Genomic DNA, 24,231 nt, shown 5'->3' on the forward strand with positions numbered 1-24,231 from the left:
CTGCCAATTCAGCGACCGGGTTTGACGGCCCGAGCAAATCAAGGCGCACAGGCGCCCCCATACCGATTGCAGGCGCTTTTTTTGCGTCTGCCGTTCCGTGTTATGGCGGCTGTGCGTGGGGCACCTTCGGGTGCGCCGGGTTCCTTGATTCCCGGTCCGTCAACCCGCGTACAGCTGCCACCCATAATCGTTTGACGGCGATTCGTGGCAGCTCCTCAAATCAAGGAGCCGCACCCATGAACCACCCGCACGCCCTCAGTCCGTCCGCAATTCAGCAACACGCCGCTGCCCTGAAGGCCCGCGCCTTCGCCGCGCTGCGCGCCGATTCTTCCCTTTCCGTCCGCCTGCGCCGCTACAACGAAGCGATGGCCAAGGCCCGCGCCCTGGAAGCGATCGGGGGTGCCCAATGAGCAGCCTCAATCAGTTGGTCATGACGCACGGCGACCAGATGATGAGCGCCGGTTATGCGCTGGAAACTCTCGCCGATCTGCTGGGCGGCGACGGGAGCGAACATCATCTGTCAGCGCAGGACCTGGACGGCCTCCGGCACGCTGTACGTGCCATCGGCTGCTATGCGCTGGCGGCCGGCGCAGAGCTACACCAAGCAGCGAGCAAAGGGGGTGCCCAATGAGCGCCACCCGACTTCGCACCGAGGCGCAGGACTTTTGCCACTTCCAGCGTCGCGCGCTTTTCTCGGTCAACAAGGGCTTCGATGTGATCGATGCGCTTGAGCATGCATCCTGTCTGCTCGATATCGCGAACAAGCTCACCTTGAACGTCGCCTGCGACACAGCCGGCTCTAACGAGGCGCATGCCGCGCAGCACCTAGGCGAGATGGCCAAGGCGCTGGTTGATGCGTGCATTGGCGGCGCCATTTCCGGCAAAAGGGGTGGCGTATGAGCGAGAGAAAGCCCAAGCGGCCAAGCTTTGCCGAAGTGAAGCGCGCTTCCCAGCTGGCTATCGACCAAGTGCTATCGCACTGGCTGCCCGGTGGCGAGCGGGTGGACGGCGGCAAGGAGTACACCGCGCCCAACCCGACCCGCGTCGACAAGCGTGCCGGCTCGCTGAAGGTGAACATCGCCAAGGGCACTTGGTGCGACTTCGCGACCGGCGACAAGGGCGGCGATCTGATTGACCTGGTGCACTATCTGGACGGCGGCAGCGAGGTTGATGCCTGCAACAAGCTGGCTGACTTCCTCAACGTCACGGCCGGCAGCCAGCCAGCGGCGGCAACGACCAGCAGCAAGGCACCGGAATGGGTGGCGATCCAGCCCATACCGGAAGCCGCGATGTCGAAGATTCCGTACAAGCACCGCACCCACGGCAAGCCCTCGAAGGTGTGGATCTACCGCGACGCTACCGGCGCGGCGCTGATGGTGCTGTATCGCTTCGACCTTGGCACAGACGCAAACGGCAAGCTGAAAAAGGCGTTCGCGCCGCTGACCTGGTGCCGATGCTCGTCCGATCAGTCCTTCCAGTGGCGCTGGCTGGGGCTGCCCGAACCGCGCCCGCTGCTGCGCCTGGATGAACTGGCGCAAAAGCCCGCTGCGCCGGTGGTGCTATGCGAAGGCGAGAAGTCCGCCGATGCCGCCGCCGAGCTGCTGCCGCACTACGTCGCGACCTGCTGGCCGAACGGGGCGCAGTCCCACCACAAGGCAGATTTTGCGCCGCTGGCCGGACGCGATGTGCTGCTCTGGCCAGATAACGACGCGGGCGGGCTGAGCTGCATGCAGGCCATCGCCGGCCAGCTCCAGCAGCTTGGCGCTACCGTTCGCACGGTGGCAATCGAGACGTTCGCACCGGCAGACGGCGAAGACGCGGCCGACGCTCTAGCCGCTGGCTGGACCGCCGAGCGGCTGGCAGAGCTGGAGGCCAGCGGACGCCTGTTCGCCAAGGCTGACACAGCCCCGATGCCGACGCAGGCGGAAAAGCCAGCTGCCGCGAAGAAGGACGCTCGCAAGCCAAAGCAGGCAAGCCGGTCGGGCGGGTTCAAGGTGAAAGCCGATGGCGTGTACTTCGCCGGCGAAGATGGCGAGTCTCGGATGGTCTGCTCACGCTTGGAAATCCTGGCTCGCACCCGCGACGAGAAGGGCCATAGCTGGGGCCTGCTGGTTGAGTTCGATGACCCGGACGGGGCGCCCAAGCGCTGGAACATTCCGGCGCGCTGCATGGCCGGCGAGTTCTCGAAAGAGGTGCTTGGGCCGCTGGTTGATATGGGGCTGCGCCTGGCGCCGACCCGTGACGTGCGCCATTCCCGCAACGACCTGCAGAGCTATCTGCAGAGCTACGACAGTGGCGAGCGGGCGCGGCTGGTTAGCCGTCTTGGCTGGCACGGCGCGGCCTTTCTGCTGCCCGATCAGCAGATTGGCAGCAGCGATGAACGCCTGCACTTCTACGAAGCCGGCGCGCAGCTCCCTCCGATCAGCCAGGGCGGCACGCTTGAGGAGTGGCAGCAGCATATTGGCGCGCTCTGCGTGGGCAATCATCGGGTCGCCTTTGCGGTGTGCATCGCGCTGGCGGGGCCGCTGCTGCATCTGCTTGGCTTGGAGTCGGGTGGCTTTCACTTCTACGGCGTGAGTTCCAGCGGCAAGAGCACGACCGGGCGCGTGGCGTGCTCGGTGTACGGCCCGCCAGCGTTCGAACGCTCGTGGCGCTCGACAGACAATGCGCTTGAATCCATCGCGGCGGCGCACTCGGACGGGCTGTTGGTGCTGGATGAAATCAGCCAGTGCGACCCGCGCATCGTCGGCGAAACCGTGTACATGCTGGGCAATGGCATCGGCAAGGCGCGCGCCAATGACCGGGGCCAGTCAGGCCGGCAGGTACAGGAATGGCGCTTGCTGTTCCTCTCGAGCGGGGAATACACCCTGGCGCAGCACATGGCCGAGGCGAACAAGGAGCTGAAGGCCGGTATGGATATTCGGATGCTCGCCGTCCCGGCCGACGCCGGCAAGGGCCTCGGCGTGTTCGACACGCTGCATGACTTCGACAGTGGGCAGGCGTTGGCCGACGAGCTGAAAGCGCGGGTGGGCATGTACTACGGCACGCCGCTGCTGGCCTTCCTGGTGGCGCTGTGCAATCCGGCCAAGCAGCGCGGTTATCTATCCATCATCCGGCGAAGCCTTGAGCAGTTCGCGCGCGAGGCGCTGCCGGCCAGCGCAAGCGGGCAGGCGCACCGCGCCGCTACTCGATTCGGGCTGGCTGCCGTGGCCGGTGAACTGGCGACGGGCCTCGGCGTCACGGGCTGGCCTGAGGGCACCGCAACGGCTGCGGCGCGCGCCTGTCTGGACGCTTGGCTGGCTGAGCGTGGCGGCGCTGGAAACCTCGAAGGTGAAGCCATCGTGCAACGGCTGCGCCTGGTGGTGGAGCGCTATGGCGAAAGCCGCTTCACGCGCTGGGACGGTATCGCTGCGAAAACCGACGACCATGCGCCGCGCACAGGCGACCGCCTGGGCTTCCGCCGAACGATAGAACACGGCTGCGGCGATCAGCTTTATACCAGCGTGACCTATTACTTCCTTGCAACGGCCTGGCGTGACGAAGTGTTCAAGGGCATGAACTTGCGCAACGTGAATCGGGAGTTGGTCAGCCGGGGGATTCTTGAGCGTGGAAGCGACGGCAAGGCAGCACAGGCACTGACGCTGCCAGGTATGCCGAAGAGCCGGGCTTATGTTGTTTCTGCATCTGCCCTTCTCGATGAACATACAAATTAACAGCCGTTTGCCGCATAACAAAAGTTCGTTTATATCTTGCGCTCAGGGCGCTCATGTTGATAATGGGATATATGCAGTGCGTGACGCGCTGCACTCCGTCCCAGATGCGCGTGATGCGTTCCCTGAGCGGCAAATGTTCCTATTTGCTACTTCTGGAGATACGTGCATGCGCACTTTCCGCACCGCCCCAATTCAATTCAAATTTTCCAGCGCAGATGAAGTCGGCAGCTTTTCAGGGATTGCATCGCCTTATGGCGGAGACCCTGATTCGTATGGCGATCTAATCGCGCCTGGCGCCTATACAAAATCATTAACTCACCACGAGAAAAGCGGCACACGCCCCGCGCTTTTATGGCAACACGACCAAACCAATCCGGTAGGCGTCTGGATAAAGTTTGAAGACTCTACCGAGGGGCTTATTGCCCACGGCAAACTGACAATGGAAGTCCCCCAAGCTAAAGCTGCCCATGCGCTAATGAAAGACGGCGCACTGGCCCTGAGTATTGGTTATTCCATCCCTTACGGCGGTGCAGAGCTTGTTGATGGGGCGCGCCTCCTCAAGGAAATCGACCTTCATGAAATATCCTTGGTTGCGATGCCAGCAAACCCTAGCGCCAAGATTACCAGCATGAAGTGCTTCGATCCTGATAACCCGAATCCGCGAGAATTTGAACGCGCCGCGCGTGATGCGCTGGGGCTTTCTGCCCGCGAAGCCAAAAGGCTAATGGCGGGAGGCTGGAGCGGCCTTGTTCGAGAAGAACAGCCTAACAACAGCACAGAACTAGCCGCTATAGCGGCAAAACTCCAAAACATCACCGCGTCTCTTATCGGGCGCTGAGGTAACTAATATGTCACTTGAATTGCTTACGAAATCTATTGAAGATCACAGCCGCGCAGTCGAATCGCTCAAGGGATCATTCGAGAAGGATATTCGCGAAGTTAAAACGCATCTGAGCGAGCTGGAACAAGAGTTTGCCCGTATTCCTGCTGGCGGTATTCGCACATCGCAACAAAAAGGCAGTGACATAGCAAATCGCTTCATTGAGTCCGATCAGTTTCAAGCGCTCACGAAAGGCGCGCCATCGACTGGCCGAGTTGCAATGAGTGATATTGCTATCAAGTCGATTACCAACTCCGGGGCTGGGATTGCCGGATCAACTGACTACGACATTGCCCCTCAGCGCGCGCAAGGGCTTTATAACGCACCGCTACAACCTCTTAGTTTGCTCGCTGCACTCCCGTCGTTGCCGGTCAGCTCTGGAGTCTTTGAGTATCTTCAACTAGGGGCATATACCAACGCGGCTGCGTTCCAAACTGAAGAAGGCCAGCTCAAGGCCGAAGCCGCAATGCCAACCGAACTGGAGCAGGCTCAGGTTGCGACCATTGCGCACTGGATTAAAGCGAGTCAGCAGGTATTGGACGATGCCCCTGCCCTCAGCCAGCAAATTGGAAACCTTCTCCAATATGGCCTAATGGCCAAGCTCGAAGCGTCCATTGTTGGCGGTGCTGGCGGCAAGGGGGAAATTAAGGGTCTTTTGTCCCACGCGGTGGCTTATACACCAACCGGAACACCCAAGGCGGCTGACGCTATTGGACAAGCGGCGCTTAGTCTTCAGGCTGCTGGCTGGAACGCTGGACTCATCATTCTTAATCCAACCGACTGGTTTTCGGTTGCGAGCGAGCGTGACGCAGCTGGCCAATACATTCTTGGTAGCCCACGCGACCCATCCCCGGCTGGTCTTTGGGGGATTCAAGTAGTCCTCACGCCAAGCCTGCCGACTGGAACCGCGCTTGTTATGGATCCGAAGCAAGTTGCGGTCCTTGATCGAATGCAACCGACTCTGGTTGCTAGCCGTGATGACGACAAGAACCTGACCAGTAACCTGGTAACGATCCTGGCTGAAATGCGGGCCGGGCTTGCGGTGTTTGCCAAAGGCGCTGTGCTCAGCGTCGCCATCTAACCCAGCCTGGAGCAGTTCAGTATGAGCAATCCGACCGATAAGCCTTTGACCCTGAAGGAGTTGCGACATCGGGTGTTCGGTGTTCTATCCGAGTACTACAGAATCGCCGCACAGGCTGAGCGCCAGAAGACCTAACGTGTAAAGCAACCACAAGAAGGCCCATCCACGGATGGGCCTTCTTGCATCTGCGAGAACACAATCAGCGCGATGAACACCAAGTGTTCCGGGTTCGATGGCTTGGTGTTCCTTGGCCCGAGGCCGCGCCATTCGTGGGCTGTAGCGATTCGGGAACACCAAGAACACCAAGAACACCGAATAACTTAGGACATGAGCGCTTATCGTCCCGCGCCCGGTTTTAGATGCGAACCATCAGCGATGCAATCAGCGCGAGCGCCACCGGGTAGGGTGGGTGAAAAGCTCAGAGCTTTTAACCTCCGAACGACGGGGGGAGCCATGTTTACCGTGAGTGCTGAAATCAAATAGGGGGGGTCAACTGTCATAGTGGGCTGTAGCCTGTATGCCCACATGTATGCCTGAGAATATTGAATTTATATTTTCCGAGTAATATCAGTAGTTTACTGAACAGGTTAGAGGCCCGCCGGAGCGCCATCTTCCTCGTCGAGGCTTGCTGAAAGCCCGTCGATCCGCTGCAGGGCTCAGCCCTTCTCCACTGAATATCCCCCGCTCGCGTCTTTCTCCGCTTGGCTGTCTGCGCTGGCCTTTGTGCTGCTCGACTTGGTCTCCGCGTAACGCACCGCGCCCAAGTACGCCATGAGCGGGGCGGTGGCTGCACCATTCCAGTTAGCTGCAGACCCGGTTGCGGCCTTGCCCTTTGGCCTGATAGAGCGCGCGGTCGGCGCGCTCTATCACCGTCGATACCGCCTCGCCGGCGACGAACTGGGCGACGCCCAGCGACAGGGTGATCCGGCCCACGTCCGGCAGCGACGTCCGCTCGATACGCTCGCGAATGCGTTCGGCCTGCTCGGCAGCCGCACGCAGTTCGCAATGCGGCAGGATGATCATGAACTCCTCGCCACCCCAGCGCACCACGCCGTCGGTCGAACGCACACAGGCGCGCAACAGGCGGCCGACGCGCTCCAGCACCCGGTCACCCGCTGGATGCCCCCAGTTGTCGTTGATGGCCTTGAAGTGATCGATATCCGCCAGGATCAGGCAGAAGGGCGCGCCACCTTCCCGCGCGCCGATGTAGGCGCGCTCCAGCAGGCCTTCTCCGCCACGACGGTTGTACAGGCCGGTCAGCGCGTCCAGCGACGCCGCCTCGCGCAGCGCCTGTTCGTCATGCACGCGCGCGGTCAGGTCGCGGATGATGCTGACGTAATGGGTACGGCGGTCATCGCGGCTGCGTACCGGTGAGATGGTCTGGTCGGCATGGAAGATATGCCCGTCCTTGTGCCGGTCGGCAAAGGTCGCGTGAAACGGCCGGCCGGCGCCGAGCGAGGCGTAGAGGTCGGCATAGAAGGCATCGTCATGTTCGCCGGAACGCAGAAAGGCCGGCGTGCGGCCCAGGATTTCAGCGATCCGGTAGCCGGTGATGGACTCGAAGGCGGGATTGGCGAATTCGATGATGCCGTTCTCGTCGGTGATCAGCACCCCATCATGCGAGGCGGCCAGCGCTTCGGAAAGCAGCAGGCTGGTGCTCTGCGCCGCGACCAGTTCGGAGAAGCTCCTCTGCACCGAAACGTAATGGGTGATCGTTCCCTGCGCGTCGCGGATCGGCGAGATGTTCCATTCGACCCAGTACGGCTCGCCGTCCTTGCGGTAATTGACCGTCGAGCCATGAAACAGGCGCCCCTCGTCCAGGCACTGGCGTAGCTCGTCGAGCACTTCGCGGTCCGTCAGCGGGCCCTGCAGGATGCGCGGCGTCTGGCCGAGCAGTTCCGTCGCGCTGTAGCCGGACAGTGTGCGGAACGCTGCGTTGGCATAGAGGATCCGCGGCCCCAGCGGCGCCGGCTGGGCGTCGGTGATGAGTACCGCATTGAAGGCCTGCTCGACTGCCTGGTAAAGCAACTCGAGGGAGAGATTGTCCGGAACGGCGCTCATAGAAGACGCTCTGCTGGGCCCAGAGGGACGCACATTCTAGAGGCAACCTGCAGCAACATGCTTGATCGAAATGAAGTTGCCTCGACGGTGCAGGCCGCAGGCGCCGCGCGCTTCAGCGGCGATGAATCGCCCGCGCCGCGTTGAGGATGCAGCGGGTCAGTTCCGGCGCCGAGAATTTGGTGAGGATCTCATCGGCGCCAGCCGCCTTCGCCTTCTCGGTACTGATGGTGCTGTCCAGCGAGGTGTGCAGCAGCACGTAGAGGCTGGCGTAGGTCGGATGCTTGCGCAGCGCCTGGGTAAACGCGTAACCGTCCATCTCCGGCATCTCGATATCGGAAACCACCACGTTGATCTCTTCGGGACCGCCGTGCAACGCATCGAGCTTGGCCAGCGCCGCCCGCGCGCCGGTGACGGCGTGGCAAGTCACGCCCATCTGGCTCAGCGCGGCCACCGACATGTTCCGCGCGACCTGGCTGTCATCGACGATCAGTGCACGCGTCTCGGTGAGCAGCTGCGCATCCTCGATGTCCAGACCGGAGAGATCGGCCTCGGCCGATACCGGCGAGATGTTGTGCAGCACCTTCTCGATGTCCAGCACCTGGATCAGCTCGCCGTCGACCTCGGCAGTGCCGGTGATGAACGAGCGTACCTTGGCGCCGTAGGGCGGCGGCAGGATCTTCGAGGTATCACAGGTGACGATCTTCGCCACCGCCTGCACGTGCAAGCCCTGCTTCTGCCGGCTGATCTCGGTGACGATAAGGCAGCCGCCGCGCGGGTCTTCCAGCGGCGCCATGCCGATCGCCTGGCTCAGATCGATCACCGACAGCGGCTCGCCGCGCAGCGTCGCGACGCCTTCCACGTGCGGATGCGCCTCGGGCAGACGCGTCAGCCGCGGCATCGGAATGATCTCGCTGACCTTCAGCAGATTGATCGCCATCTGCTTGCCGCTACGTAGGGTGAAGAGAAGAAGCGACAACGGATCGGCGGTGTATGAATTGGTCATGGCTTGCCCTGCAACTTCGATGGCCTTCGGCCGTTCGGCGGGTTATCGGCAGCATTCGAATTTCTTGCAGCCGTCGTGCGTCGATGGGCGCAGTAACGCACCAGGACCTGCCGTTCGGCGGCTGCTGGCGGCCGGACGATGAGTGGTCGGTCTCGCGGCCCGCCTAAATGTCACAATGACATCACGGCTGCAAAGTTCAAGAGCAGCCTCCCGCGATGACACGAGTCTTTCCGCCATGCAGTCCGCCACCCGCTATTCCATCATTCTCGAACGCACCGGGCAGGTTCTCCTCGCCCAGGCCAGCCTGTCTCAGCTCGAAGCGTTCTGGGACGCCCATGACGCGCAGTATTACGGCCTGCGCATCGAGGATGAACAAAGCCCGCACGCACGGGTGATCGTCACCGATGAGCTGCCCGACGACGATGACGCCGACCTGGCCTGACGGCCGGCGACTAGCGAATGCCCAGCCAGCGATCCAGTGCGACCCGGCCGGCGCCGCGGCCGATCAGCAGTAGCAGCAGTGCCGCCCAGCTCAAATGGGTCGGCCAGGCGTCGGGGTAGACGAACAGCTGGATCACCAGCGTCATCAGCAGCAACGCCAGCGCCGACAGCCGCGTGAACAGGCCGAGCACCAGCAATAGCGGAAACAGGTGCTCGGCATAGGTCGCCAGGTGCGCCGCGATAGACGGCGGTAGCAACGGCAACGCGTATTCGCTGCGAAACAGCTCGAAAGTGGCCGGGGTGATGTCCAGCACGCCGCTCACCTTGGTGCGTCCGGAGAGCAGGAAGATCGCCGCGATGGCCAGGCGTGCCGTCAGGCTAAGCAGCGAATCGCCGAGCAGCTGCTGCAAGTGCTGCGCGACCCCGTTCCATTGTTGACGCAGACGCAGCGGCACGCTGTGCATGGCGGTCATGGCGGTTTCCTCAGGTGGCTTGGGTCGACGGCACCAGCGCGGCGAACGCGCCCGCCGCCAGCAACCGGCCAAGCAGGTCGTTGAAGTCCAGTTGCGGCTGGATCGCCAGCGCCAGCTCCGCTGCCTGCTCCAGCGACCGGCCAGCGGCGCAGGCATCGAGAAAGACACACCCGGCGCGCTCCAGTGGCTGCCAGCCGATACGGCCGGCACCTCGGCTCAGCAGCACCCCTTCGCCCTGCCAGACCAGCGCCGTTGGCACCTCGCGCTGCTCGCGGGTGCAGCTCCAGATGCTGTACACCGGCAGTCCGGCGAACCACCGCCAACGCAGCGCCGCGCGCGGCACGAGCGTCTGCCGCGCCAGCCGCTCCGGGTTCTGTGTTGCCAAGGCGGCGAGGGCCACAACGGGTTGTTCCACGGCGCTGAATACCTCTAACCAGAGCCGGTCCAGCTGCGCGACGCCAGCCAGATAGGGCAGCGCGCGCGCCGGTTCGAAACCCTGCAGAAAGGCCGGAAAATCTTCACCGTACTCAAGCAACGGGCCACTACGCGGCGGCTTCTCGCGCGCGTACAGCGCCGCGGCGGCGGCAAACCACTCCTGCCCTACCAGCCTTTCGACGGCAGGGAAATTGGCGCGCAGCGCATCGACGCAGCCCTTGATCAGCGTGTTGCGGTACACCGCGAAACCGGGCTGCGCGACCAGCTCAGCGAGCGCGCCCGCCGCGCTGTCAGGCACGTCGGTCAGCGCCGCGACGAAGGCGTCCTGAAATGCCGCCAGCGAGCCGTTCATTGCCAGCCTCCCGCTTCATCGAGCACCTGCTGGGCACGGGTACGCTCGGCCAGCAGCGTCTCGAAGGCCGGCAGCTTGTCGTCGCGCTCGATCAGCGTCGGGCGTGGGCCGATACGCTCGATCAGTTGCCGATAGAGCGCCCACACCGCCGCGTCCACCGGCGCATCGTGGGAGTCGATCAGCAGCGAAGACGCGTCATCCTGGCTGTGCCCGGCCAGGTGGATCTCCATGATCGGCGCGGCCGGAAAGCGCTTCAGATAGGCCGCAGCATCGAAACCCAGGTTGTGCGCGCTGACCTGCACGTTGTTGACGTCCAGCAGCAGGCCGCAGCCGCTGCGTTGGCTGAGTTCGGCGAGAAAGTCGATCTCGTCCCACTCGTGCTGCTCGAAGCGCAGGTAGTGGCTGGGATTCTCGATGGCGATACGCCGTGCAAGCACCTCCTGGGCCCGCTCGATGTTCGCCGCGATTCGCCGCAGCGCCGCCGTGGTGCGCGGAAACGGCAACAGGTCGGGATGGTAATGGCCGCGCCAGCTCGACCAGGCCAGGTGTTCGGACATCAGCGCCGGCCGCACACGCTCGGCCAGCGCCTTGAGTCGCTGCAGATGCGCCTCGTCCGGTGCACAGTCGGCGGCCAGCGACAGCGATACCCCATGCAGCGACAGCGGGTGCCGCGCGCCCACCGCCTCCAGCCAGTCGAGCCGCGGACCACCGCCGACCATGTAGTTCTCCGGATGGACCTCGAACCACAGCCCGTCCGCCCCGCAGGCGCAGGCGTCCGCGTAATGCTCGGGTTTGAGCCCGAGGCCCGCTCCGAGAATCCTCATGGTCGGCACCGCTGCACTCAGCGCTCGACCGGGGTCAGCGAGCCCATGCCCTTGGGCGTCTCGATCGAAGTGCAGGTGCCGGCCGGCACCAGCTTCCAGGCGTTGCCCTGGTAATCACGCTTGGCAGTACCGGCGCAGCTGGTACCGGCACCGGCCTTGCAATCGTTCTGCCCGGCCAGCGCGACGCCATAGCATTTTTCCATGTCGCCTTTGTCGCTTTCGCCAGCCTGAGCGCCCGCAGCAATCGAAGCCAGGGCGAGGACGGCAGCCGCAAGGTTGAGAGTCTTCATGTTGGGTTCTCCGCAATCGTTGAGCGGCCATCGGCGAATCTGCAGATGGCTCGTCAGGTAATTCGCGGCACCAGCGACCCCGGTTACAGCGCAGAAGAATTTATTTCGGGATTTTCCGACTACACCTATCTGACCATCCCCGACGGGCGGCACGCCCGCGATGGTTCCTTCTGTAACCAGAGCAGCCGATGGAACGAACTACCTCTCAGGAGACACTCCAGGCCCGCGAGAACCAGCTCCGCGCGCTGCTGCTGCGCGGGCTCGATGGCGATGCGGGCGCCTATCGGGCATTTCTCGACCAGCTCGGCGGCCATCTGCGCGGTTTTCTGCGGCGCCGCCTGCAACAGTCGGGCGAGCTGGAAGACGTGCTGCAGGAGGTGCTGCTGGCCGTGCACAATGCGCGGCAGACCTATCGCGCGGAGCAGCCGCTGACGGTGTGGGTGCAGGCGATCTGTCGCTACAAGCTGGCCGACCACTACCGCGCCCGTGGTCGCCAAGCCGCGCAGACGGACTGGCTGGACGAGGCCGACGAGCTGCTCGCCGTCCAGGACAATGAGCACGCCGAGGCCCGCCGCGACCTGGGCAAGCTGCTGCAGCAGCTGCCGCCACGCCAGCGGCTACCCATCGTTCACGTCAAGCTGGAGGGCCGCTCGGTGGAAGAAACCGCACGTCTGACCGGGCTTTCCAGCTCGGCGATCAAGATCGGCATCCATCGCGGGCTCAAGGCCCTGGCGGCGAAGATTCGAGGTGGCGCATGAAAACCGATGACCTGATTGCCCTGCTTGCCAGCGAGGTTGCGCCGGTGGACCGCCACGTCGTTGCCAAGCGCTTCGCCACAGCGCTGCTGTGTGGGCTGGCCGGTGCGCTGTTGCTGATCGTGACCGCTTACGGCATTCGCGCCGACCTGGCGGTGATCGCCACCACGCCGCTGTTCTGGGCCAAGTTGGCCTTGCCGGCGACCCTGCTCGCCGGTGCGCTACTGCTGACCACACGCCTGGCGCGCCCCGGCACGCGGGTGGGTCGCAGCTGGGCGCTGCTGGCGGCGCCGGTGGTGATCGTCTGGGTCGCCGCGCTGGCGATCCTGATTGCCGCCCCGGCCGACGCGCGCATGCCGCTGCTGCTCGGCGACACCTGGCGCGAGTGCCTGGCGAATATCACGCTGCTGTCGATCCCCGCCTTCATCGCCGCGTTCTGGGCGTTGCGCGGGCTGGCACCGACGCGCCCGCGCCTGGCCGGCGGCGCGGCCGGTCTGCTCGCCGGCAGCGTCGCCGCGCTCGCCTACAGCCTGCACTGCCCGGAGATGGCGGTGCCGTTCTGGGCGCTCTGGTACCTGCTCGGCATGTGGCTGCCTGGCGTGCTCGGCGCCCTGCTCGGGCCGCGCCTGCTGCGCTGGTGAGGCGGCGCGGTGCACCCTCGTCCGGCATAATCGTCGACCCGCCCGCGGAGCCAAGGCCATGCAGATCGACGAAGAACTGACCCTGAAGAAGCTGGAAGTGTTTCTGGCCTTCATGCGCAGCGGCAATCTGGGCAAGGCGGCGGTGGAGCTGAACACCAGCAACGTCAGCGTGCACCGCGCCATCCACTCGCTGGAAAGCGCGCTGCGCTGTCCGCTGTTCAAGCACGAGGGGCGCAACCTGATTCCGCTGGAAAGCGCCTACGTGCTCGAGGAGCGCGCCCAGCAGCTGGTCAAGGACGTGCTCGAAACCGTACGCCAGACCCGCGAGGCCGCCGGTTTCTCGGCCGAGCGCTTCAAGCTCGGCGCGCTGTACTCGCTGACGGTCAAGACCGTGCCGCAGCTGATCATGGGCCTGAAGCTGCGCCGCAGCGAACTCAACATCGACCTGATCCTCGGCTCCAACGTCGACCTGCTCTACAAGCTGAAGAACATGGAGCTGGACGCGATCCTGGTGTCGCTCAACGAGAGCGTGGTCGACCCGGATTGCGAGCAGGTGCCGCTGTTCTCCGACGACATCTTCCTCGCCACGCCCATCGATTCACCGTTCGCCAACCAGCCGGAGGTGGATCTGAGCGACCTGCGCGACGCCACTTTCATCACCCTCACCCAGGGTTTCGCCACGCATCAGGACGGCAAGCGGGTGTTCGAACTGGCGGGCTTCGAGCCGAAGGTGGCGATGCAGGTGAACGACATCTTCACCCTGCTCAGCATGGTCAATTCCGGCGTCGGCTACGCGCTGCTGCCGGGACGCGTGGGCATGGTCTACGAATCGCGCGTGCGGCTGATTCCGCTGCAGGCGCGCTATCACCTGCAGCAGCATATCGGCGTGGTCTTTCTCAAGGCCAAGGAGCGCGACCCCAACCTGCTGGCGCTGCTCGCCGAATGCCGGATGTACAGCCTGAAACACCCGAGCTGAAGCGACGTAGGGTGGAAAACCCGCGCAGCGGTTTTCCACGCGTTGGCATATGGCCAGTCGGATCGGGATGATCGGCGCCGCAAAGGTGGAAGAGGCTTCGCCGTCTTCCACCCTACGACTGCATGACTAGGCGACGGCTGTCTGCCCGGACGCAACCGCTGCCGGCCGGCCCAGGCTTTGCGCCACCACGTCGCCGATCATGTCCGCGGTGATCGCGCTCAGCGTCCAGCCCAGATGACCGTGGCCGGTGTTGTAGAACACACACGGCGCGCTGCCGCGACCCACCTTGGGCATCATGTTCGGCATCATCGGCCGCAGCCCGGCCCAGGGCACCACGCTGCGGGTGTTCACGCCGGGGAAGCACTGGTTGACCCACTCCACCAGCGGGCGGATGCGATCGGCGCGGATGTCGCGGTTGTAACCGTTGAACTCGGCGGTGCCGGCGACGCGGAAACGATCATCGCCGAGGCGGCTGCTGACCAGCTTGGTTTCGTCGTCGAGCAGGCTGACGATGGGTGCCGAGGCGCGGCTGAGCTCGTCGGTCAGGTTGACCGTGATCGAGTAGCCCTTGACCGGGTAGATGTTCACCCGGTCGCCCAGCTGCGCTGCCAGAGCGCGGCTGGCGGTGCCGGCGCAGATCACCAGGCCGTCGAAATCCAGACGCTCGCTGCCGCCAACGCCACCCAGCGTCACGGTCGCGCGCTTGCCGTCAGTGGCCACCGCCTGCACGTCCTCGCCATACAGGCAGCGCACGCCGAGCCGCTCGATCGCCATGGCCAGGCCATAGGTGAACTTGTGGATGTCGCCGGTAGAGTCGCACTCGGTGAAGTAGCCACCGTAATAGCTGCCGGCCAGGGTTGGCTCGATGGCGCGCATCTCCTCCGGCGTCACGCTGCGCCGCGGCAGGCCGCCTTCGGCAAGCAGGCGTGAAACCTCAGCGGCATGCTCGAAGCCAGCCTTGTCGCGGTAGATGTGCAGGATGCCCTTCTTCTTCAGGTCGAAGTCGATGCCTTCGGCCTCGGCCCAGGCGAACAGGTGCTCGCGCGCGGCGATCGCCAGGCGTGCGGTTTCGATGGTGTTCTGCCGGTAATTGGGAATCGAGCCGATGAACTCGGCGAACCAGGACAGTTTGTGCCAGCTGGGCTTGGGATTGACCAAGAGCGGCGCATCACTCTTGAGCATCCACTTGAGGCCCTTGACGATGGTCGACCAGTGGTTCCAGACCTCGGCATTGGACGCCGACAGCTGGCCGCCGTTGGCGAACGAGGTTTCCATTGCCGCGTAGCGGTGCTTTTCCAGCAGGGTAACGGAGAAACCGCGCTTGGCCAGGGCATAGGCGGTGGTAACGCCGGTGATGCCGCCACCGATGACTGCGATTGTTTTCATTGTTGTCGCTCCAGAACGTCAGAGGGTCATAGCCCGTGCGCCCAACGCGCGGCGGGCGCCCCCTCTGTTCTGGACCTGAGAGATTCACGAGCGCATGACGGCTCGCTTGCTCCTTCGGTGCGCCCGGCGACGAAAACCGGGCGGCTCTTCAGAGTGTCAGCAGTGTTAGCGGTCCTTTTGCCTGAGAGTTTCCGGGGCGGTTGCTCCTTCGGCGCTGCCATACGGCAGTCTCTCCCGCTAGCACATCGATGCGCGCCAAATGCCTGCGGCAATCGGTCGCGAATCGAGGGTTACCCTGCCAGAAAAAAACGTTGCTGTAACCCCCGACTTTTGCCCGGGGCCACGCGGCGCTCTGGCGGGCCTTTGCCAGGGCGTGTAGCCGCCGGAGGGTGGATGGCCGCAGCCATCCACGCGGTGAGATGGTGGAGAGGATACGCGGTGCCTCAGGCTCGTTCCGGGTTCCGCGTGGAAAATCGCTTTGCGAGTTTTCCACCCCACGCATTCGTAGGGTGGAAAACGGCGGAGCCTTTTCCACCTTGGGCGATCAGCCCAGCAGCCCGCGCATGACGAAGAACAGCAGCGACGGCCCGAGCAGGCAGCCCAGCGCGGTGTAGAACGCCGCGGTCAGGCAGCCGTAGGGCACCAGCTTCGGATCGGTAGCCGCCAGACCGCCGGCGACGCCGCTGGAGGTGCCGATCAGGCCGCCGAAAATGACCGCCGAGCGCGGGTTGTTCAGGCCGATCATCGGCGCGACGAAGGGCGTGGCCACCATCACCAGGATCGCCTTGACCAGGCCGGCGGCGATCGACAGCGCCATGACCTCGGAGCTGGCGCCGATCGCCGCGCCGGTGACCGGGCCGACGATGTAGGTCACCGCACCGGTGCCGATGGTGGTCAGGCTGACCGCATCGGTGTAGCCGAAGGCGATGGCCACCGCGACACCGGCGATGAACGAGGAGAACACGCCGACGAACAGCGCCAGCACGCCCACCATCCCGGCGCGCTTGAGCTCTTCCACGCTGACACCGAAACCGGTGGCGACGATGGCGAAGTCACGCAGCATGGCGCCCCCGAGCAGGCCGATGCCGGAGAACAGCGCGATATCCACCAGGCCTTTCTGCCCGCCGGTCACCACGCCGCCGATGTAGGACAGCAAGAGGCCGATGAGGATGGCGACTGCCGAGCCGTGCAGACGGCCCTTGGTGAGCTTGTCCGACAGCCAGTAGGACAGCCACATGGTTGCGCCGATGAGGGCGAAGCCGCTGATCATGCCGTAGCCGGTGACCACTTTCATGAGCGATTCGTACATGGCCATTACCCCCGTGCGCTGCTGGTGGTGGGCTTGGCGGTGGCAACCGGCTCGGCCTCAGACTTTTTTCGGCCGATGCGGTCCAGCACCGGGACCAGGGCGAAGGCCAGGACCACCGCGGCGATGCCCGCGAGAATCGCCATCGGGCCGCCGGACAGCGCGCCGTAAACATTCTGCTGCGCGGCCATGGCGACCACGATCGGGATGTAGACGGCGCTCCAGAACTTCACACCCTGTTCGGTTTCCGGCTTGAACAGGCCGCGGTTCTTCAGATAACTGCCGACGAGGATGAGCAGCACCATGGCGATGCCGACGCCACCGACGTTGGCCGGTACGCCGATCAGCTTGCCGAGCAGCTCGCCGACGAAGATGCCGGTGAGGGTACACAAGGCCAGGAAGGCCACACCAAAGATGATCATTGTTCTTGTCCTTTTGGTTGCGCCGGCCTGCAGAGGGCGTGGCGCGTGTTGTCGAGGTCGTTGTTGTTATCCATCGATCAGCCGCGAGTAAGGCTTGCTCGCGCTGAATGTGCACGCGGTCTATTGGCTCTGGCTGCCCTCCTGACGCAGCAAGGCGTCCAGTGTGTCGAGCCGGGCGCCGTCGAAGGCGGCCAGCGTACCCTGTTCGAAAACCCGCCGCGCCAGGCCGGTGAGCACCTGGCCCGGGGGCAGTTCGATCTGCAGGCGCACACCACGTTCGTAGGCGGTGCGCAGGGTGCCGTGCCAGTCGACGACGCGGCACATGTTGAAGGCCAGGTCGTCGCGCAGGCGCGCCGGATCGGCGACGGGGCGCGCACTGCTGCTGCTCAGATAACGCAGGCGCGGCGCGCGCAGCTCAACCGTGGCGAACGCCTCGGCCAGCTGCCGCGCCGGCTGCTCGAGCAGCGCGCAGTGCGACGGCACGCTCATCGCCAGGCGCCGCGCGCAGGAGGCGCCCATGGCCTTGGCCCGCGCGGCGACCGCGGCCATGGCGGCGTCGTTGCCGGCGATGACGTACTGGTTGTCGGCGTTGATGTTGCCCAGGTACACCGGCCCCTCGGCTTCGGCCAGTAGCGACTCGACCGTGTCCAGCGACAGGCCGAGGATCGCGGTCATGCCGTAGCCCTCGGGGTAGGCCCGCTGCATCAGCTCGCCACGAAGGGCGACCAGGCGCAGGGCGTCGGCGAAGTCCAGCGACTCGGCGACCACCGCCGCGGCATAGGCGCCGATGGACAGCCCGGCAACATAGTCCGGCCGCACACCACCACGCATCAGCAGGCGCGCCCCGGCGACCCCGGCGATCAGCAGGCAGAGCTGCACGGCGCGGGTCGATTGCAACGCGTCGGCCGAATCGAGCAGCAGCGCATCCTCGCCCAGCACCGCACTCGCCTGCGCCAGGCATTCGTGCACTTCAGGCTCCTGCGGCAGACGCTGGAGCATGCCGGGCTTCTGCGCGCCCTGGCCGGGAAAGGCGAACAGGCTGCTCATGCGGCACGCTCCGCGACCCAGGGATCGCTGACCAGGCGCGGCCCGGCGGCGGTCTTGAGCAGCACCCGCGCCGCGCCGCCGGCCCATTCGCTGAGCGCCACACCGCCGAGCGGGGTTTGCAGTTGCAGGTCGACACGGCAGGCACGGCCGTCCAGCAGCTGCAACAGCGGCCGTGCCTCGCTGCGTGGCAGTGGGCGCTCGGCTCTGAGCAGCAGATCGAGATCGCTGTCCGCGTGCGCCGCCGGCAGTCCGCTGGCCAGCTGGAAGCCCGCCGAGCCGGTGACGCCCCAGCGATGGCCGAGGGCGTCGAGCAGCGGCCGCAGTTCGGCCAGCACGCGGAACACCGGCAGGTCCTCGCCAGCCTGGCGCCCGCGCAGATCCTCCGGCGCAAGCCGGCGGCTGATCGCCGTGAGCGGCAGCGTTGCGGCCAGACGCTGATCGCGTGTGGCACCACGCAGGCCGACCGCCACCCGTCCCGGCGCGACGACCGCACGCCGCACCACCACCGGCTGGCCGGCAGCGAGCACCGCGAGCGCCCAGGCCGGGGCATCGGCGGGCAACTGCTCGGGGCGCATGCCCCAGAGCAGGTCGTGGGGCCGCGGATGTTCAGGCTGGTACATGGCAGTCTCCTGCTCTTGTTGTTGGTTGCCGGGTTACCGACGGGGCCGGCGGCCGCTTCGACGGCCGCCAGCCGTTACCACTGCGCGCGCAACAGCTCGCGCACCCTGGACGACGCGGCGCGGTTCGCCGCACCGAGGCGGCCGCGCAGGTCGGTGCTGCTGCCAATGTCCTCGACGGCCTTGATCAGGCAGTCGCGCACACGCTGCAGGTCGTCCGCCGCGGGCTGCTCGATGTTCGCCACCGAAAGGGTTTCCCAGAGCAGGCCGAGGGTCGCGTAGTTGTCGATGTCGTAAGCCATGGGCGGCACCGATTCGGCCAGCGCTTCCAGCTCCTCGACGCTGCGCAGGGTGATGCGCGCCGCGGCGGCCTTGCCCATGGCGTGCACCATCACGCCCGGATCGCGCAGGGCGATGATCCGCTGGGCCTGATAGCCATGAGCGAGAAAGGCGCCGGACATGGCCTTGCCCACCAGCAGCGCGATCACCGGGTGCCCGGCCAGCCGCGCACGGGCATAGCCGTCCACGGCACCGGCTAGCGCCTGGTGAATGCCCAGCGCCTCCTCGCGGCGGCCATAGGCCTGGCTCGGCACGTCGACCACGGCGACCACCACACGCTTGTCCGCCTTGTCGCGATCGGCGGCGATCACCTCGTCCAGCGCCTGGCCCAGGGCCCAGCCTTCGAGCAGACCAACCTCGCCATTGCGCGCGCGCGGGAAGGGATTCTCGGCGTCCGGCACCACGGCGATATAGCGGGCGGCGCGCTCACCGAGCGTGCCGTCGACCACCTTCACCGAGGCCGGATAGCCCGCCAGTGCCTGGCCGCCGGCCAGGGCTTGCAACCAGTTCAGTCCACGGCTCATTGGGCATCTCCTTCGTAGAGGGCACGCACGGCGGCGGCATCGAGCTGCGTGCGGGTGTCGACGTCGGCCAGGCGCTGGAGGTACCAGGCGTGGCGGCGGCTGCGCAGCTGCGGCGGCTTGCCGAGGGCGAACAGTTCGTGCAGTTGCGCGCGGATGGCGTCGGTGTCGTCGGCGACGTAGGCGTCCACCAGATCCGAGGCGTAGCGTTGCTCGCCACCGGTCAGGCTCCAGATGAACGGGCGGTCGCGCGAGTCGTACTCGTCGAGCCCGGCTTCCTGCTCGATCACCTGCGGGCCATTGAGGCCGACGCGGGCTTCGCGGGTGACGACCAGGTAGCTGCACAGCCCGGCGGCGATGGACATGCCACCGAAGCAGCCGACGGAACCGGCGACCACGCCGATCACCGGCTGGTAGTCGCGCAACTCGACGATGGCCGCCTGGATCTCGGCGATGGCAGCCAGGCCCAGGTTGGCTTCCTGCAGACGTACGCCACCGGTTTCCAGCAGGAGCACGGCGCGGGTCGGGATGCCGTTGCGGTTGTCTTCGGCAGCCAGTTCCAGCGCGCCGGCGATCTTCGCGCCGCCGACTTCGCCCATGCTGCCGCCCTGAAAGGCGCCTTCGATGGCGGCGATCACCGCTGGCTGGCCGTCAATGGTGCCCTTGGCGACCACCACGCCGTCGTCGGCCTGGGTGACGATGCCCTGCTTGGGCAGCCACGGCGAGGTGACGCGATCGAACGGATCGAGCAGTTCGCGGAAGCTGCCTTCGTCCAGCAGTGCGCGGGCACGCTGGCGGGCACCGAGTTCGACGAAGCTGCGCGACTCGAGTAAACGGGCCACGGTGTTAGCGGACACATCAGTCATGGCCGACCTCCTCCAGTCCCTGCTCCAGGCGCAGACGCACTACGCCGGGTGTGGCCCCAAAATCGTGAATATCGATGTTCAATGCCGGTGGCGTCTGCTCGCGGAACATCCGCTCGAACAGGCTCTTCCAGCGCTGCTCGGCGCCATTGACCGAGGTGACTACCTGGATCGCCAGCTTGCCGGCCTGGCCGGGTTCCAGCAGCACCTCCAGATCGCCCGAGCCGACCACGCCGACCAGGGCCTTGCCGCGGGCGGGTTGCCCGGCGGCGAATTCGAAAGACAGAGTTTCCACGTTCAGTTGCTCCCAGTCGGCGCCGGCGCATGCGGCGCCAGACGGTCGAGGAAAAGGGTGGCGGCCAGGAGGTCGGCGGCGCCCCCCGGCGAGGCGTTGAGGGCGAGCATGTCGCGATCGAGCAGGCGCAGCTGGCGACGACCGGCGAGGCTGGCGGCACCACCGGCTTCGAGCACGGCGCGGGCACCGGCCTGCATGCGGGTCAGCCCTTCCAGACCGGCGCGATGCAGCACGCAGGTGTCGGTCAGGCTGCTCATGATCGCCAGCAGTGCATCGAGCCTGGCGTTCTGCTCGCCGGCGCCGGCGCGGCGACTGGCCAGGAGTTGCGGCAAGCCGTGCTCGATGACCGCGGGAAAGCCGTATTGCGCCTGCTCGCGGGCGCCGAGCACGCCGTAGCGACGGCAGACCCGCGCGCCGTGGCTGTCCGGGTTGCGCGGCGCGGTCGGGTCGTCCAGCCGTGCCAGGGCGGCCGCGCTGGCGGCGATCCCGCCGGCCGAAGCGCCGCTTTCCAGCATGGCCGCCGCGCTGAGCAGCCCCAGCGCCCAGATCGCGCCGCGATGGGTGTTGACCCCGGCGGTGACGCGCAGCATCTCCGCTTCGCCGTCGCGGCCCAGCTGGCCGAGGGTTTCACGCAGCGCCTGGCTGACCCGACCTTCGCTCCGCGCGGCATCGGCCATGGCGGCGAACGCCGGCCACAGCGACTGCGCCGAGGCGTGCATCAGCCCCAAGTGCAGATCGCTGTGCGCGCCACTGCCGCGCCGGTCGACCAGCCCCGGCTTGGGCGACAGGTCGGCCTCGTCGACCAGCGCCTGCACCGCCAGATCGGCCAGGCGCTCGGCCGCGGACGGCGCCTGTCGTGCAATGAGTGCGCTCATCACCAGCTCCTGAACTTGGCAGGCGGGTTGTAGAGGCCGCCGGACCACTCCACCAGCTCGGCGATGCTCTTAGCGGCGAGCAGCTCGCGGGTGGCGTCGTTGCGGCGGATGCCGAGGTCTTCCGGCAGGGCGATCAGCCCTTCGCGGCGCATGCGCTCGGTGTCCTTCGGGTTGTGCCGCAAGCCGATGCTGGTGACGCCGGCCACCGCGGCGATCATCGCCTGGCGTTCCTCCAGCGAGCGGGCCTTGTACAGGTAGGCGATGCCTTCCTCGGTGAGCAGATGGGTGACGTCATCGCCGTAGATCATGATCGGCGCCAGCGGCATGCCGCTCTTCTTCGCCACCTCCACCGCATCGAGCTGCTCGACGAAGGTGGGTTTGCCGCCTTCCTGGAAGGTCTCGACCATCTGCACCACGAGCTTCTTGCCGCGCTCGAGCATGGTCACCGGGGCTTCGCCGCCGGGCATGGCCATGTCCAGCCAGGCCGGGGTCGGGTGACGACGGCCGCGCGGGTCGTGGCCCATGTTCGGCGCGCCGCCGAAGCCGGCCAGGCGGCCGCGGGTGACGGTAGAGGAATGGCCGTCGCCATCGACCTGCAGGGTGGCGCCGATGAACAGGTCCACGGCGTACTGCCCGGCCAGCTGGCACATCATGCGATTGGAGCGCATCGAGCCGTCGCGGCCGGTGAAGAACACGTCCGGGCGCTGGGCGATGTAGTTCTCCATGCCCAGCTCGGTGCCGAAGCAGTGCACGCTCTCGACCCAGCCGGTCTCGATCGCCGGGATCAGCGTCGGGTGCGGGTTGAGCGTCCAGTTGCGGCAGATCTTGCCTTTCAGGCCGAGGGATTCGCCGTAGGTCGGCAGGATCAGCTCGATGGCCGCGGTGTTGAAACCGATGCCGTGGTTGAGCGACTGCACGTTGTGTTTTTCGTAGATGCCGCGGATCGCCATCATCGCCATCAGCACGTGCACCGGCTTGATGTGGCGCGGGTCGCGGGTGAACAGCGGCTCGATGTAGAAGGGCTTGTCCGCCACCACGACGAAATCGACCCAGCTCGCCGGGATGTCCACCCGCGGCAGTTCGTCGACGATCTCGTTGACCTGGACGATGACGATGCCGTCGCTGAAGGCGGTCGGCTCGACCAGCGCCGGGGTGTCTTCGGTGCTGGGGCCGGTGTAGATGTTGCCGTGGCGGTCGGCCTGGAAGCCGGCCACCAGCGCGACGTTGGGGATCAGGTCCACCAAGAGGCGCGAGTAGAGTTCGATGTAGGTGTGGATGGCGCCGACTTCCAGCAGGCCGTCTTCGAGCAGCTGGCTGATGCGCAGGCTCTGCGGGCCGGCGAAGGAGAAGTCGAGCTTGCGCGCGATCTGCCGCTCGAACAGATCCAGGTGCTCGGCGCGGCTGACGCTCGGCATGATCATGTGCAGGTCATGCAGCTTGCCGGGGTCGGCCTTGGCCAGGGAGCGGGAGAGAAAGTCCGCCTGCTTCTGGTTGTTGCCCTCGAGCACCACCCGGTCCCCAGGGGCGATCAGCAGTTCCAGGGCCTCGACGATCCGCTCGCTGGGCAGCACCACGCCATCGGCGAGGCTGCGCACCTGATCGAGACGACGGGCTTTTTCAGCGCGACGACGCGACCACTGCGGCGGTGGGGAGATTGTTGTTGTCATGGCGACTCCACAGTTTTTCCGCTTGTGGAGCGCACAGTAGGGACGTGACCGAAGGGTCATCAATCAAGCAGCGGATGCAATCGTTACGCTTGGGTTAACGATACGTCTGAACGGCCGGTTTGCAAGGCATGCAGGAGGCGCGGCGCGTTGCACGCCACGCCTCCTGGAGCCGATTACTTGTCGCGATCGATGTTGAACGGCGACCAGGCCTGGCGCGTCGGCATCACTTCCAGACGGTTGATATTGATGTGATCCGGCAGCGTGGCGACGTAGAAGATCTGCTCGGCGATGTCTTCGGCGGTCAGCGGCGTGGTGCCGCGATAGAGCTTGTCGCTGGCGGCCTGATCGCCCTTGGTGCGAACCAGGGTGAATTCGGTTTCGGCCATGCCCGGGGCGATGTCGGTGACGCGCACGCCGGTGCCGAGCAGGTCGCAGCGCAGGTTGTAGCCGAACTGCTCGACGAAGGCCTTGGTCGCACCGTAGACGTGGCCGCCCGGATACGGCCAGTGGCCGGCCACCGAGCCGATGTTGACGATGCTGGCGCCCTTGCCGGTGGCGATCAGCGTCGGCAGCAGCGCGTGGGTGACGTTGACCAGGCCGGTGATGTTGGTGTCGATCATGGTGTGCCAGTCCTGCAGGTCGACCTGCTGCGCCGGCTGCGGCGCCAGCGCCAGGCCGGCGTTGTTGACCAGGCAATCGATCTGGCGGAACTCGGCGGGCAGCTGCTCGACCACCTCCTTCACCGCGCCGGCATGGCGCACGTCGAGGGTGGCGATGTGCACCGGCACCTTCGCCGACAGCTCGCTCTGCAGCGCTTCCAGGCGCTCGCTGCGCCGCCCGGTGAGGACCAGCGCCCAGCCGGCCTCGGCGAAGCGGCGGGCAGTGGCGCGGCCGAAGCCGGAGGTGGCGCCGGTGATGAATACGATCTTCTGTTTCATGCTCTTCCTCTTTTCTGACAGGCCCGACCG

27 protein-coding genes and 1 riboswitch are annotated in these 24,231 nt (G+C 65.7%); of the genes, 10 read left to right on the top strand and 17 right to left on the bottom strand.

The genetic code is table 11. The features are described 5' to 3' along the window. Positions 1-236 precede the first annotated feature (236 nt). Genes N8H22_RS03610 through N8H22_RS03635 form a run of 6 tightly spaced genes read left to right on the top strand, consistent with a single transcriptional unit; the run spans position 237 to position 5,674 of the window. Positions 237-410 carry a hypothetical protein gene (locus N8H22_RS03610; protein ID WP_264589239.1) on the top strand — a complete coding sequence of 58 codons (174 nt, stop codon included), beginning with the start codon at positions 237-239 and terminating at the stop codon, positions 408-410. Beyond that, positions 407-631: a hypothetical protein gene (locus N8H22_RS03615; RefSeq protein ID WP_264589240.1), complete on the top strand. Its 225-nt coding sequence runs from the start codon at positions 407-409 to the stop codon at positions 629-631. The genes N8H22_RS03610 and N8H22_RS03615 overlap by 4 nt, the downstream gene beginning before the upstream one ends. Further along, entirely contained in the window at positions 628-900 is a 273-nt protein-coding gene (locus N8H22_RS03620; RefSeq protein ID WP_264589241.1) for a DUF3077 domain-containing protein, read from the top strand. Before N8H22_RS03615 ends, N8H22_RS03620 begins: the two co-directional genes overlap by 4 nt. Next, positions 897-3,713: a DUF927 domain-containing protein gene (locus N8H22_RS03625; RefSeq protein ID WP_264589242.1), complete on the top strand. Its 2,817-nt coding sequence runs from the start codon at positions 897-899 to the stop codon at positions 3,711-3,713. The genes N8H22_RS03620 and N8H22_RS03625 overlap by 4 nt, the downstream gene beginning before the upstream one ends. Next, positions 3,670-4,551: an HK97 family phage prohead protease gene (locus N8H22_RS03630; RefSeq protein ID WP_264589243.1), complete on the top strand. Its 882-nt coding sequence runs from the start codon at positions 3,670-3,672 to the stop codon at positions 4,549-4,551. Before N8H22_RS03625 ends, N8H22_RS03630 begins: the two co-directional genes overlap by 44 nt. Positions 4,552-4,561: 10 nt before the next feature. Next, positions 4,562-5,674 (top strand): phage major capsid protein, encoded by a 1,113-nt coding sequence (locus N8H22_RS03635; protein WP_264589244.1) that lies wholly within the window; start codon positions 4,562-4,564, stop codon positions 5,672-5,674. An 801-nt stretch (positions 5,675-6,475) separates the two neighbouring features. On the opposite strand, the gene N8H22_RS03640 is transcribed toward N8H22_RS03635, so the two are convergent. Then, a complete protein-coding gene (locus N8H22_RS03640) occupies positions 6,476-7,735 on the bottom strand; it encodes a diguanylate cyclase (RefSeq protein WP_264589245.1) in 1,260 nt (419 codons plus the stop codon). Positions 7,736-7,847: 112 nt separating this feature from the next. Further along, positions 7,848-8,738, bottom strand: a complete 891-nt coding sequence (locus tag N8H22_RS03645; RefSeq protein WP_264589246.1) for a chemotaxis protein — start codon at positions 8,736-8,738, stop codon at positions 7,848-7,850. A gap of 235 nt (positions 8,739-8,973) precedes the next feature. Here N8H22_RS03645 and N8H22_RS03650 point away from each other — a divergent pair, with 235 nt between their 5' ends. After that, on the top strand, positions 8,974-9,180 hold the full coding sequence (locus tag N8H22_RS03650; protein ID WP_264589247.1) for a hypothetical protein: 207 nt from the start codon (positions 8,974-8,976) through the stop codon (positions 9,178-9,180). Between the two features lie 10 nt (positions 9,181-9,190). On the opposite strand, the gene N8H22_RS03655 is transcribed toward N8H22_RS03650, so the two are convergent. From N8H22_RS03655 to N8H22_RS03670, 4 genes are read right to left on the bottom strand one after another with little or no spacing between them, the layout of a single operon-like run. Continuing rightward, complete coding sequence (locus N8H22_RS03655) at positions 9,191-9,652, bottom strand: DoxX family protein (RefSeq protein ID WP_264589248.1); 462 nt, start codon at positions 9,650-9,652, stop codon at positions 9,191-9,193. A 10-nt stretch (positions 9,653-9,662) separates the two neighbouring features. Then, positions 9,663-10,439, bottom strand: coding sequence for a DNA-binding domain-containing protein (locus N8H22_RS03660; RefSeq protein ID WP_264589249.1), 777 nt, complete (start codon positions 10,437-10,439; stop codon positions 9,663-9,665). Further along, entirely contained in the window at positions 10,436-11,263 is an 828-nt protein-coding gene (locus tag N8H22_RS03665) for a DUF692 domain-containing protein (protein WP_264589250.1), read from the bottom strand. The genes N8H22_RS03660 and N8H22_RS03665 overlap by 4 nt, the downstream gene beginning before the upstream one ends. Positions 11,264-11,280: 17 nt before the next feature. Then, positions 11,281-11,553 (bottom strand): DUF2282 domain-containing protein, encoded by a 273-nt coding sequence (locus N8H22_RS03670; protein WP_264589251.1) that lies wholly within the window; start codon positions 11,551-11,553, stop codon positions 11,281-11,283. A 188-nt stretch (positions 11,554-11,741) separates the two neighbouring features. On the opposite strand from N8H22_RS03670, the gene N8H22_RS03675 reads away from it, so the two are divergent. Genes N8H22_RS03675 through N8H22_RS03685 form a run of 3 tightly spaced genes read left to right on the top strand, consistent with a single transcriptional unit; the run spans position 11,742 to position 13,925 of the window. Then, on the top strand, positions 11,742-12,311 hold the full coding sequence (locus N8H22_RS03675) for a sigma-70 family RNA polymerase sigma factor (RefSeq protein WP_264589252.1): 570 nt from the start codon (positions 11,742-11,744) through the stop codon (positions 12,309-12,311). Further along, positions 12,308-12,949: a DUF1109 domain-containing protein gene (locus N8H22_RS03680; protein ID WP_264589253.1), complete on the top strand. Its 642-nt coding sequence runs from the start codon at positions 12,308-12,310 to the stop codon at positions 12,947-12,949. The genes N8H22_RS03675 and N8H22_RS03680 overlap by 4 nt, the downstream gene beginning before the upstream one ends. A 58-nt stretch (positions 12,950-13,007) precedes the next feature. Beyond that, entirely contained in the window at positions 13,008-13,925 is a 918-nt protein-coding gene (locus N8H22_RS03685; protein WP_264589254.1) for a LysR substrate-binding domain-containing protein, read from the top strand. A gap of 126 nt (positions 13,926-14,051) precedes the next feature. Here N8H22_RS03685 and N8H22_RS03690 read toward each other — a convergent pair whose 3' ends face one another. The 11 genes from N8H22_RS03690 to N8H22_RS03740 form a co-directional block, all read right to left on the bottom strand. After that, the gene (locus N8H22_RS03690) at positions 14,052-15,311 is read right to left on the bottom strand and encodes a D-amino acid dehydrogenase (RefSeq protein WP_264589255.1); all 1,260 of its coding nucleotides are present in this window, start codon (positions 15,309-15,311) and stop codon (positions 14,052-14,054) included. A gap of 159 nt (positions 15,312-15,470) precedes the next feature. Continuing rightward, positions 15,471-15,558: riboswitch (glycine riboswitch) on the bottom strand. A gap of 297 nt (positions 15,559-15,855) precedes the next feature. Continuing rightward, the gene (madM, locus tag N8H22_RS03695) at positions 15,856-16,620 is read right to left on the bottom strand and encodes a malonate transporter subunit MadM (RefSeq protein ID WP_264589256.1); all 765 of its coding nucleotides are present in this window, start codon (positions 16,618-16,620) and stop codon (positions 15,856-15,858) included. Between the two features lie 5 nt (positions 16,621-16,625). Further along, positions 16,626-17,039: a malonate transporter subunit MadL gene (gene madL, locus N8H22_RS03700; RefSeq protein WP_023444066.1), complete on the bottom strand. Its 414-nt coding sequence runs from the start codon at positions 17,037-17,039 to the stop codon at positions 16,626-16,628. 120 nt (positions 17,040-17,159) lie between these two features. Further along, positions 17,160-18,086, bottom strand: coding sequence for a malonate decarboxylase subunit epsilon (mdcH, locus tag N8H22_RS03705; protein WP_264589257.1), 927 nt, complete (start codon positions 18,084-18,086; stop codon positions 17,160-17,162). Then, complete coding sequence (locus N8H22_RS03710; protein ID WP_264589258.1) at positions 18,083-18,706, bottom strand: malonate decarboxylase holo-ACP synthase; 624 nt, start codon at positions 18,704-18,706, stop codon at positions 18,083-18,085. The genes mdcH and N8H22_RS03710 overlap by 4 nt, the downstream gene beginning before the upstream one ends. 74 nt (positions 18,707-18,780) lie before the next feature. After that, positions 18,781-19,566: a biotin-independent malonate decarboxylase subunit gamma gene (gene mdcE / locus N8H22_RS03715; protein ID WP_264589259.1), complete on the bottom strand. Its 786-nt coding sequence runs from the start codon at positions 19,564-19,566 to the stop codon at positions 18,781-18,783. Further along, the gene (locus N8H22_RS03720; protein ID WP_264589260.1) at positions 19,563-20,429 is read right to left on the bottom strand and encodes a biotin-independent malonate decarboxylase subunit beta; all 867 of its coding nucleotides are present in this window, start codon (positions 20,427-20,429) and stop codon (positions 19,563-19,565) included. The genes mdcE and N8H22_RS03720 overlap by 4 nt, the downstream gene beginning before the upstream one ends. Further along, positions 20,422-20,721 carry a malonate decarboxylase subunit delta gene (locus N8H22_RS03725; RefSeq protein WP_003281886.1) on the bottom strand — a complete coding sequence of 100 codons (300 nt, stop codon included), beginning with the start codon at positions 20,719-20,721 and terminating at the stop codon, positions 20,422-20,424. Before N8H22_RS03725 ends, N8H22_RS03720 begins: the two co-directional genes overlap by 8 nt. A gap of 2 nt (positions 20,722-20,723) precedes the next feature. Continuing rightward, positions 20,724-21,596: a triphosphoribosyl-dephospho-CoA synthase gene (locus N8H22_RS03730; RefSeq protein WP_264589261.1), complete on the bottom strand. Its 873-nt coding sequence runs from the start codon at positions 21,594-21,596 to the stop codon at positions 20,724-20,726. Next, the gene (gene mdcA, locus N8H22_RS03735) at positions 21,596-23,263 is read right to left on the bottom strand and encodes a malonate decarboxylase subunit alpha (RefSeq protein ID WP_102839027.1); all 1,668 of its coding nucleotides are present in this window, start codon (positions 23,261-23,263) and stop codon (positions 21,596-21,598) included. The genes N8H22_RS03730 and mdcA overlap by 1 nt, the downstream gene beginning before the upstream one ends. A gap of 173 nt (positions 23,264-23,436) precedes the next feature. Beyond that, the gene (locus N8H22_RS03740; RefSeq protein ID WP_264589262.1) at positions 23,437-24,201 is read right to left on the bottom strand and encodes an SDR family oxidoreductase; all 765 of its coding nucleotides are present in this window, start codon (positions 24,199-24,201) and stop codon (positions 23,437-23,439) included. Positions 24,202-24,231: the final 30 nt, after the last annotated feature.

Source organism: Stutzerimonas sp. S1, assembly GCF_025966695.1.
Lineage (GTDB): Bacteria > Pseudomonadota > Gammaproteobacteria > Pseudomonadales > Pseudomonadaceae > Stutzerimonas.

Coding starts and splice junctions, on each gene's coding strand:
- N8H22_RS03610 (WP_264589239.1), top strand. CDS start 237: ATGAACCACCCGCACGCCCTCAGTCCGTCCGCAATTCAGCAACACGCC.
- N8H22_RS03615 (WP_264589240.1), top strand. CDS start 407: ATGAGCAGCCTCAATCAGTTGGTCATGACGCACGGCGACCAGATGATG.
- N8H22_RS03620 (WP_264589241.1), top strand. CDS start 628: ATGAGCGCCACCCGACTTCGCACCGAGGCGCAGGACTTTTGCCACTTC.
- N8H22_RS03625 (WP_264589242.1), top strand. CDS start 897: ATGAGCGAGAGAAAGCCCAAGCGGCCAAGCTTTGCCGAAGTGAAGCGC.
- N8H22_RS03630 (WP_264589243.1), top strand. CDS start 3,670: ATGTTGTTTCTGCATCTGCCCTTCTCGATGAACATACAAATTAACAGC.
- N8H22_RS03635 (WP_264589244.1), top strand. CDS start 4,562: ATGTCACTTGAATTGCTTACGAAATCTATTGAAGATCACAGCCGCGCA.
- N8H22_RS03640 (WP_264589245.1), bottom strand. CDS start 7,735: ATGAGCGCCGTTCCGGACAATCTCTCCCTCGAGTTGCTTTACCAGGCA.
- N8H22_RS03645 (WP_264589246.1), bottom strand. CDS start 8,738: ATGACCAATTCATACACCGCCGATCCGTTGTCGCTTCTTCTCTTCACC.
- N8H22_RS03650 (WP_264589247.1), top strand. CDS start 8,974: ATGCAGTCCGCCACCCGCTATTCCATCATTCTCGAACGCACCGGGCAG.
- N8H22_RS03655 (WP_264589248.1), bottom strand. CDS start 9,652: ATGACCGCCATGCACAGCGTGCCGCTGCGTCTGCGTCAACAATGGAAC.
- N8H22_RS03660 (WP_264589249.1), bottom strand. CDS start 10,439: ATGAACGGCTCGCTGGCGGCATTTCAGGACGCCTTCGTCGCGGCGCTG.
- N8H22_RS03665 (WP_264589250.1), bottom strand. CDS start 11,263: ATGAGGATTCTCGGAGCGGGCCTCGGGCTCAAACCCGAGCATTACGCG.
- N8H22_RS03670 (WP_264589251.1), bottom strand. CDS start 11,553: ATGAAGACTCTCAACCTTGCGGCTGCCGTCCTCGCCCTGGCTTCGATT.
- N8H22_RS03675 (WP_264589252.1), top strand. CDS start 11,742: ATGGAACGAACTACCTCTCAGGAGACACTCCAGGCCCGCGAGAACCAG.
- N8H22_RS03680 (WP_264589253.1), top strand. CDS start 12,308: ATGAAAACCGATGACCTGATTGCCCTGCTTGCCAGCGAGGTTGCGCCG.
- N8H22_RS03685 (WP_264589254.1), top strand. CDS start 13,008: ATGCAGATCGACGAAGAACTGACCCTGAAGAAGCTGGAAGTGTTTCTG.
- N8H22_RS03690 (WP_264589255.1), bottom strand. CDS start 15,311: ATGAAAACAATCGCAGTCATCGGTGGCGGCATCACCGGCGTTACCACC.
- madM (WP_264589256.1), bottom strand. CDS start 16,620: ATGTACGAATCGCTCATGAAAGTGGTCACCGGCTACGGCATGATCAGC.
- madL (WP_023444066.1), bottom strand. CDS start 17,039: ATGATCATCTTTGGTGTGGCCTTCCTGGCCTTGTGTACCCTCACCGGC.
- mdcH (WP_264589257.1), bottom strand. CDS start 18,086: ATGAGCAGCCTGTTCGCCTTTCCCGGCCAGGGCGCGCAGAAGCCCGGC.
- N8H22_RS03710 (WP_264589258.1), bottom strand. CDS start 18,706: ATGTACCAGCCTGAACATCCGCGGCCCCACGACCTGCTCTGGGGCATG.
- mdcE (WP_264589259.1), bottom strand. CDS start 19,566: ATGAGCCGTGGACTGAACTGGTTGCAAGCCCTGGCCGGCGGCCAGGCA.
- N8H22_RS03720 (WP_264589260.1), bottom strand. CDS start 20,429: ATGACTGATGTGTCCGCTAACACCGTGGCCCGTTTACTCGAGTCGCGC.
- N8H22_RS03730 (WP_264589261.1), bottom strand. CDS start 21,596: ATGAGCGCACTCATTGCACGACAGGCGCCGTCCGCGGCCGAGCGCCTG.
- mdcA (WP_102839027.1), bottom strand. CDS start 23,263: ATGACAACAACAATCTCCCCACCGCCGCAGTGGTCGCGTCGTCGCGCT.
- N8H22_RS03740 (WP_264589262.1), bottom strand. CDS start 24,201: ATGAAACAGAAGATCGTATTCATCACCGGCGCCACCTCCGGCTTCGGC.